This window comes from Helicobacter sp. T3_23-1056, from assembly GCF_053654535.1.
Window position 1 is genome coordinate 1 of the sequence record NZ_JBSIUU010000071.1, and the last position, 1545, is coordinate 1545.

The 1545-nt window shown below is 39.5% G+C and carries 1 pseudogene; it reads left to right on the top strand.

Annotation, left to right across the window (positions count from 1 at the left end):
• A pseudogene (locus ACWIUO_RS13680) lies at positions 1–1545 on the top strand (TonB-dependent receptor); the annotation flags it as partial.

A 1545-nucleotide genomic window follows, 5' to 3' on the forward strand; every position in this document is an offset into this window, starting at 1 on the left:
CCTAGCTCTTATCTAGCCGACACACTTGATGAAAAGCGCAAAACCCAAAAACGCCAAAATTATAATTTTTTCATAAAAGGGCATTATGATGTGAGTGAGAATCTGCGACTAGAGGCGAGCTATGCGTATGCGCCTTCGTTTAGCAATTATTTTATTAGAAATACTAAAAATTCTAGCTTTGATATGCTTACAGGCGGGCATCAAGCAGGGGTTAAAGCATTGTGGGATAATAAACTAGGGCATTTAAGCGCGCAAACAAATGTAAATTATATGGATAGCTCACGCATAAATAGCGCGGTAAATATGCTAGGGTGGAGGGCTTCGCCTGAAAAAAATTGGACAAATAATTTGGAGAGTGGCACGGTAAGTGAGGGAGGCTATGGCAATGTCGATACCAAACAAATAAACCTAAATGTAAAAATAAATCAAGATTTTGAGCCTTTGAGTGTGGGATTTTGGGGAAATCGTATTAGTGTGGGAGGGGATTTTGGCTATGTAAATGCTTATTATGAGCGAATGGAGGATATGCTTTTTGGTGGGACTGCGTGGCTAGCACCGCTAAAAAATGGGCAAACTTGCTTAAGTAGCGATATTAGTTGTAGCACTTCGCCTGTGTATTTTCAAGGTGGCAACAATAATTTATGGCAAGATAATACTGGGCAATACGCTTATAGGCTTAGTTTTTATAAAGCAGGGAAAATACGGCTAGATTCTCTTAGCTTTGGATTTTATGCAGAAGATGATATGAGGTTTGATTTGTATAAAGCTGGGGAGATAAATACGCGTATTGGCTTAAGACTTGATGGCGATAACTATATGGGCAAAGTTACGCTATCGCCTAGATTTTCGCTAAATTATATTTTGCCACATAGTAAGCTAAGATGGGGCAGACATTTTGCCACACAGCTTACATTTGGTGCGTCTAGATATTATGGACGCAATCTTTTTACCTTTAGGCTTATGGAGGAGCGAAGCTCGCTAGAATATAGCCTAGCACGAAGCGATGCTAGCAAAAGCTGGGAAGAGATAATGGCAAATGAGGCAAATAAAAAAACAAGTTGCTACAATCGAGCTGATTGTTTTAACCAAAACAAAAACGACACAAATTTCAAAAAACTGCGTGTGCCATATACTGATGAGCTAATGGGCGGAATCACGCAGAAAATCTATGCGTTTATTTTGAGTGCAAAATACATTTATCGTGCTGGCAAAGATGAAATCCGCAGAATGTGTCAAGCCCCTGATGGTTCTTTATCCACAATGAGTTGCACTTCGGACTTGTATATGCCAGAATTTGGAATCAATGCGCGTGATTCACGCTTTGTCTATACAAATCTTGGGCAAAGCAGTAGCGATGTGGTTAGCCTAAGTATCACAAATAATGGTGGATTAGATTTTGGTGGAATCAAAAATAGCATTTTATTTGCATTTGATTGGACAAATGTAAGGCGAAACTACAATGACTATGATACGAGCATCGATGCAAACGCGCTAAATAATGAAATGATTTGGTGGGGTGGCGAAGTGATAAGGTATGATATGCGC